Annotated in this window: 1 protein-coding gene; it reads left to right on the forward strand. The window is 76.7% G+C overall.

What is annotated here, in order from left to right:
* On the forward strand, window positions 1-240 hold a 240-nt coding region (locus tag ACWXWW_RS18315; RefSeq protein WP_455971471.1), incomplete at both ends, for a hypothetical protein.

Consider the following 240-nt stretch of genomic DNA (forward strand, 5'->3'; position numbering starts at 1 on the left):
GACCCCCACCCTCGGCGGCGCCGCCCCCACCGTCATGATCCACATCACCGCCGACGACCTCACCACCACAGACACCGGCACCGGCACCGGCACCGGCACCGGCACCGGCGACGGCGCACACGACAACCCGGCCCACGGCCCAGGTTCCGCGTTCACCCGCCCGCGGCACGGCATCGCGCACCTCGACGGGGTCGACGCGCCCGTCCCCGCCACCGTGGCCCGCCGGATCGGATGCACCGG

Source organism: Microbacterium sp. KNMS (assembly GCF_053851835.1).